This window comes from Streptomyces sp. NPDC055506, from assembly GCF_053643595.1.
On sequence record NZ_JBSHKH010000267.1, the window covers coordinates 1 to 2956 of the forward strand.

2 protein-coding genes and 1 pseudogene are annotated in these 2956 nt (G+C 69.4%); all 3 read left to right on the forward strand.

Annotated elements, in window-relative coordinates:
- Positions 1-199 precede the first annotated feature (199 nt).
- Entirely contained in the window at positions 200-1693 is a 1494-nt protein-coding gene (locus tag ACWIF2_RS40465; RefSeq protein WP_454366679.1) for a DEAD/DEAH box helicase, read from the forward strand.
- An 84-nt stretch (positions 1694-1777) separates the two neighbouring features.
- Positions 1778-2080: a CBS domain-containing protein gene (locus ACWIF2_RS40470; protein ID WP_454366681.1), complete on the forward strand. Its 303-nt coding sequence runs from the start codon at positions 1778-1780 to the stop codon at positions 2078-2080.
- Positions 2081-2127: 47 nt separating this feature from the next.
- A pseudogene (locus ACWIF2_RS40475) lies at positions 2128-2268 on the forward strand (SCO5918 family protein); the annotation flags it as partial.
- Positions 2269-2956 lie beyond the last annotated feature (688 nt).

Genomic DNA, 2956 nt, shown 5'->3' on the forward strand with positions numbered 1-2956 from the left:
CACCTTGGGGTGCGGGCCCCAGCTCGCTGCATTTCAGGGCGCGTTATGGAAAAGTTTCACCGCATCACCGAACAGTGATGCATTCCCCCGTCGATCCGACTTGGCGCCCATCATCTCCGGCTCGTTCTCGCGATTCTCTGCGCCGTTCATTTTGCTGCGGAAATTCCTTGCTACGTGCCCACATCGAGGAAGGTTCCGCTTGAACCGCGCACGCACTGCACGCACGACCCGCACCCATGACCGCTCCCGGGGTTCTGCCGCCAACCGCTCGGGAGCTCCGCGGCGTTCCAAGGGCTACGAACGTCGACCTGCCACCCAGGGCGAGTTCGCACTGCCGGTGACGATCACGCCTGCTCTGTCCGCCGTCGAGTCGTTCGCCGATCTCGCCCTGCCGGCACCGTTGCTGGACGCGCTAGGTCACGAGGGCGTGACCGTGCCGTTCCCGATCCAAGGGGCGACGCTGCCGAACTCCCTCGCCGGGCGTGACGTGCTCGGCCGCGGCCGTACCGGGTCGGGCAAGACCCTCGCCTTCGGCCTCGCGGTGCTGGCCCGTACAGCGGGTCGGCGCGCCGAGCCGCGGCAGCCGCTGGCCCTGGTCCTCGTACCCACCCGCGAGCTGGCCCAGCAGGTCACCGACGCGCTCACTCCGTACGCCCGCTCCGTGCGGCTGCGGCTGGCCACCGTGGTCGGTGGCATGTCGATCGGCAGGCAGGCCGGTGCGCTGCGGGCTGGGGCGGAGGTCGTCGTCGCGACGCCGGGGCGGCTCAAGGACCTCATCGGCCGTGGCGACTGCCGGCTGGACGACGTCGCCATCACCGTCCTCGACGAGGCCGACCAGATGGCCGACATGGGCTTCATGCCTCAGGTCACGGCCCTGCTCGACCAGGTGCGCCCCGAAGGGCAGCGGATGCTCTTCTCCGCCACCCTGGACCGCAACGTCGACCTGCTCGTCCGCCGCTACCTGACCGACCCGGTGGTCCACTCCGTCGACCCGTCCGCGGGAGCGGTCACCACAATGGAGCACCACGTACTCCACGTGCACGAAGCGGACAAGTACCGGACGACCACCGAGATCGCGGCACGAGACGGCCGGGTGATCATGTTCCTGGACACCAAGCACGCCGTGGACCGGCTCACCAAGCATTTGCTGAACAGCGGCGTCCGCGCCGCGGCCCTGCACGGCGGCAAGTCCCAGCCACAGCGCACGCGGACCCTCGCCCAGTTCAAGACCGGGCACGTGACGGTACTGGTGGCGACCAACGTCGCGGCGCGCGGGATCCACGTCGACAACCTCGACCTCGTCGTCAACGTCGATCCGCCCACCGACCACAAGGACTACCTGCACCGCGGCGGCCGTACCGCCCGGGCCGGGGAGTCCGGCAGCGTCGTCACCCTGGTGACCCCCGACCAGCGCCGCAGCATGAACCGACTGATGGTTGCCGCCGGAATCACCCCCCGGATCACCCCGGTGCGTTCGGGTGAGGCGGAACTGAGCCGCATCACCGGGGCCCAGGCCCCTTCCGGTGTTCCCGTCGTCATCACCGCGCCCGTCGCGGAAGGCCCCCGCCGCGCCGCGTCTTCCGCGCATCCCTCGTCCCGAGGCCGCCGCGACCGCTCCACCCAGGGGCGCGCAACCGGGCGAGCAGGGCGGCGCGGGGCGCGGCAGCGGCCCGCGTTCGACTCGGCTGCCTAGAGGCATCGATCAGAGGCTCACCATCTCCGAGGAGGCACTTTGACACCGGTTCAGACACAGCGACAACAGGCGGTTCTCTCCCCCATGAGCGCAGTCGACGACATGGACGCGGCCGGACCTCGGGTCCGGGACGACATGACCGTCGAGGTCGCCCTGTCCGTCATGGCCGGTGCCCGTGTCGAGTACCTCCTCCTGTGCGACGGGGACGACCAGTGCACGGGCTCGATCACCCGGGCCGAACTCGCCGTTCACCGCGGCAGTTCCACGTACACGGACCGGCTCCGTCTACGGGACGTCCTCGAGGGAGCGATCACCTCGACCGTCCCTCGGTCCGTCGCCGTCGGGGAGCACGGCCGGCCCCCGGGCATCCTCGCCCTCTCCCGCTGATCCGCCTCGCCCCGGTCAGCCCGTTCCCCTTCTCCCTGTGGGGCATCCGCCGCCGCTACCCCGTCAGGCAGGTAGGCCAGGTCATCACCCGACAGGACCGCCGCGACTTCACCGGCGGCGAAGTCATCCGGGCCACTCCGCTCCAGACCGCGTCGGCACGGCTCGGCGCCGCCTACCTGGACGCATGAGGACGGGTCCGTAGGTATGAGGACGGGCGGAAGACCCGCCATCAGGATCCCGGTGAGGGCCTTGCCGACGCGCGTCGGCAGGGCCCTCACCGCCGTCTCGCCGCTCGCCGTCTCGCCGTCTCGCCGTCTCGCCGTCGGCACACGCTCCCCCGCACAGCGCCGGGAGCCAGTCGGCCGGTGACGAATGGGCCGCACCCACGACGACTTACGTCACCCGTTGTCGCAGGCCACAGGCTATCTGTTCCCCCGGAGGGCTGAAACCTTCTCTCCCCAGAGTAGATATTGAGCTCTGACACGGGTACGCTTTTTCTCGTCGACAGGGTCAAGCGAAACCCGGCAGACACGAACTGGCGGGGTTGCAGTACAAGAAATCGCAGGTCAGCGCAGATCTGGAGTCTCGAAGCCAAGATGTTCGCAGAACGGTGACGGGACGGAGAACCGCGCTGGGGCGGCTCGCAGGTCGAGGGGCCGCCAGGAAGGACGGAGGAGCAGACGCCATCAGGTTCGCCCGGCCCGAGAAAGCACTCGGCCCGGGTACCGCAAGACCCCGGATTGGTAGGTGGTCCCCGGTCACGCAGCCGCGATCCCCGCGACCCCCTCTGCAGGGCTGGTAGCGGAAACAGAAGGTCGGCACAGCATGAGGGCCGACAGATGGTGTTGAATTTCCTTCGGGGCCCTGGTGCCGTAC